Annotated in this window: 3 protein-coding genes; all 3 read right to left on the reverse strand. The window is 58.2% G+C overall.

Annotated elements, in window-relative coordinates; genetic code table 11:
- Nucleotides 1–284 precede the first annotated feature (284 nt).
- Nucleotides 285–1238, reverse strand: coding sequence for an NAD(P)/FAD-dependent oxidoreductase (locus tag NKI72_RS34385; protein ID WP_352852165.1), 954 nt, complete (start codon nt 1236–1238; stop codon nt 285–287).
- A 329-nt stretch (nt 1239–1567) separates the two neighbouring features.
- Complete coding sequence (locus NKI72_RS34390) at nt 1568–1840, reverse strand: Y4lK-related protein (RefSeq protein ID WP_352852167.1); 273 nt, start codon at nt 1838–1840, stop codon at nt 1568–1570.
- A gap of 654 nt (nt 1841–2494) precedes the next feature.
- Nucleotides 2495–2662: a hypothetical protein gene (locus tag NKI72_RS34395; RefSeq protein ID WP_352852169.1), complete on the reverse strand. Its 168-nt coding sequence runs from the start codon at nt 2660–2662 to the stop codon at nt 2495–2497.
- Nucleotides 2663–2980 lie beyond the last annotated feature (318 nt).

Raw genomic sequence — 2980 nt, forward strand, 5'->3', positions numbered from 1 at the left:
GCGTCTCCCCAAAGAAAGCTTGACCCCAGCACTCCGGTGCTCAGGTTCTCCTGGCTGCCGGATGCGCACGTCTGCGGTCTTCACCGGATGCGTACTGCCTTGCCGCCACAGCCTTTCTGCAGGTGCCTGCAAAAAAGCTGTGACACCGCCGGAATTGTCCGCCCGAGGTAAGAGGATTTGAATAAGATACATGATGAAACCCGACGATCCAGAACGGTCGCCGTGCCTCTTCGTTCCTCATGATTTGCTCTCGGTGTCAGAGCTAGGCGCCATGTACCTATAAGTCACGGTCGGCCGTGTTCGGCCTGGGACCAATGCTCGCCCCGAACATTTGCAAGATAGTTGTGAATGTCGGTGGCAGCCACCGCTGCGTGGCCGAATGCTACGGCAAGCTGATTGATCTCGTTGACGACATCTCCGGCTGCATAAAGTCCGCGGACCGCGGTGCGCTGGCGCGAATCCACGACGAGATTGCCCGCTTTGTCACAGCATCCACCAAGGTCGACCGCAAGCCTCGAGCGGATGGTCGAGCCCATCGCAGGGTAGATGGTCTCAAACGAGAGCGTTGCGCCGTCGATGAGTTCCACTACCGCCTCCCGGCCCGTGGCGCAAACGGCATTGGGTCTGCAGACGCCGATCTTGATTCCGGCCCTCTTAAGTTTGGTACGCTCTTGCGGGGAGGGCTCGGATGGATCAGTAATCAGGAGGGTCAGATCCTGAGTGAAGGTGCGCATGAACAACGCCTTTTTTACCGCGTGTTCGGCTGGTCCGATGACGGCCACTCGTTTGTCGATGGCTTCATAGCCGTCGCAGATAGGGCACAATCGCAAGACGCCAGCTTGGATCATGTCGGTAGCGCCAGGAAGATCCGGGAGGATGTCAACAACGCCGGTAGCAATGAGCACCGAGCGGGCACGAATGGGAGATAAAGCGGCCGCCAAAAACCCAGCCTTCGTTTTGCGAAGGGATACGATCGTGTCGTGGACCACGCTTGCGCCGAATCGAGTGGCCTGCAGTTGAAGGCGGCCAAGCAGGTCAGGGCCGGTGATGCCGTCTGGAAAGCCTGGGCAGTTGCGCGTCAAGGGAATCCACTTTGCACGGCTTTCATCTGCGTCGACAACAATTACTCGCCTTCGAAATCTTCCAAGGTAAGTCGCAGCCGCGAGCCCGGATGGCCCGCCACCTACGATGAGGCAGTCGAAGCTTCCTTCATTGCGGCTCGTGTCCCGGTTGACCATGCCAGAAATCCTGAAACACAAGGCTGCCCCGCGAGGGGCACAGCCGTACGCCGTTAAAGAACGCGGGGCAGCCCATTTGGTTACAGTGTGGAGTGCTCCCTAATCGCCGACAGTTCAGCTATTGAGATCACATCTTGGCTAAAACAAGCTTCGCCTGGTGAGGCATAGAGATAGTCGAAGTGGCGCGGGAGTTTTGCATCGCCAAAGCCTCTCTTATTGCGCAGACATCGCCTGGATTTGTGGGGAAGTCTTGCCGGTCAAATCAACGTCTAGCAGGCGTAGCGCAAGGTCGGGAACAACAGAATCGGTTCGCCGAGGCGCTCGTGCCGTCAGTGGCGCGGCATCACCGGGCTATCTTCGGCCGGATCGACATAGCGGCCGACGGAATTGAGGTAGGCGATAATTTGCCGCTTCAGGTGCCGACGGCAGCCATATGTTTGGTCGAGACGCCTCAATTGCGGCTGGATGGCTTCAAGGCGATGGAGAGAAAGATCGGCGTCGCCAATGACGCAGCCGAAATCCCCAACCGCGCAGATCTCGCACCCAAGGGCAACGATGTCCTGGACGAATAGTGGAATCTGGTCGGTTTTCATCTGTTTCATGCTCGTGACCCGGGTGCGTATAGGAGGCTACGCACCTGCGGCGCACCGCGCAACGGCAGAAATGCGAGCGTGCACGGCGTCGCGATCAGGTGTGACTTAGCTGTGGAGCATAGGCTTGGACGCCGCCGGGCTAGCCATTTTGCGTTGTAGGAATACTTTGCCGGTGCGCGTTATGACAGCACGATTTCGACATTGTCGCCTGTTGGCGCGTTGTCGCCGCCGGCCTGAGAAATTCGGCTTCGGCCGGCTGCCGGCTCTACGATCTTGCCCGGTAGATAGGCGGCGCGGTGTCGGGCGTATAGGTCAACACGACACGATTGCCACTGCACTTTGCGTGAGCTTGGAATCAGATCATCCGCCGTTGCGGCGCCTTCGGTCGAGTTTAGCCTTCAGCCTTCCAAGATCGAGCGGCTGATTGTGGTGGCATTGTGGATTGTGGGAATACGCATGGATCTCCATGCGCTCGTCCGTCAGCCCCTGAACTGTCCAGCCGTTTGCCGGACTCATCCCGGGAACCGTTCGGTGGTCCAATGGATCTTGAGTCGATCTTCATTGGCTTCTGGATGATCAGCCGCTTCGGCAGGTGCTCCGGATGCACTTCGAGCAGCGTAATCTTCACCGTCGGCTTGCAGCGGCTGCAGTCGAACTTCAGCGTTAGTGGATCGACGCCACCACCATCATCAGGTCGGCGGAACGGCAGTAGGGGACGTTGCCGCAGCTGCATTCAGCCTTGCCGAGCTTATTGTGCCGGGTCGCCTTGCCCGGCGTGACATTGGTTCGTGCGCCATGAGAACAGAGAAGAAACATCTTCTTGGTCGTCAAGACTGGCTGTGGAATCTTTTCAACCAAATCTGGGCAGAGAAACTAGCAATTAGCGACGAACTGATCCGTGTTCCCGGCGCAATAGAGCCCCTCGACCAGAGTTACAAAAATTGAGCTTCTTCGGGGAACAGTCTTTCTGTCTGCCTGTTGGATGTGCCAGGCGCATCCCGCGCATTCAGACAGGAGAAAGAAGATGAAACGCATCCTTTTTGCTTCGGCCGTGCTGGCGGTGTCGGCCGGGCTTTCCTTTGCCCAGACGACCAGCGGAACTTCGAGCGGAACCTCGACCACGACAACCATGCCCAGCACGACGGATCA

Origin of the sequence: Mesorhizobium sp. M0437, from assembly GCF_040321335.1 — a bacterium.
Classification (GTDB): Bacteria; Pseudomonadota; Alphaproteobacteria; order Rhizobiales; family Rhizobiaceae; genus Mesorhizobium.

Bases quoted from the DNA above. Each gene is read 5' to 3' on its own strand.
- NKI72_RS34385 (WP_352852165.1), bottom strand. From the start codon at position 1,238: ATGGTCAACCGGGACACGAGCCGCAATGAAGGAAGCTTCGACTGCCTC.
- NKI72_RS34390 (WP_352852167.1), bottom strand. From the start codon at position 1,840: ATGAAACAGATGAAAACCGACCAGATTCCACTATTCGTCCAGGACATC.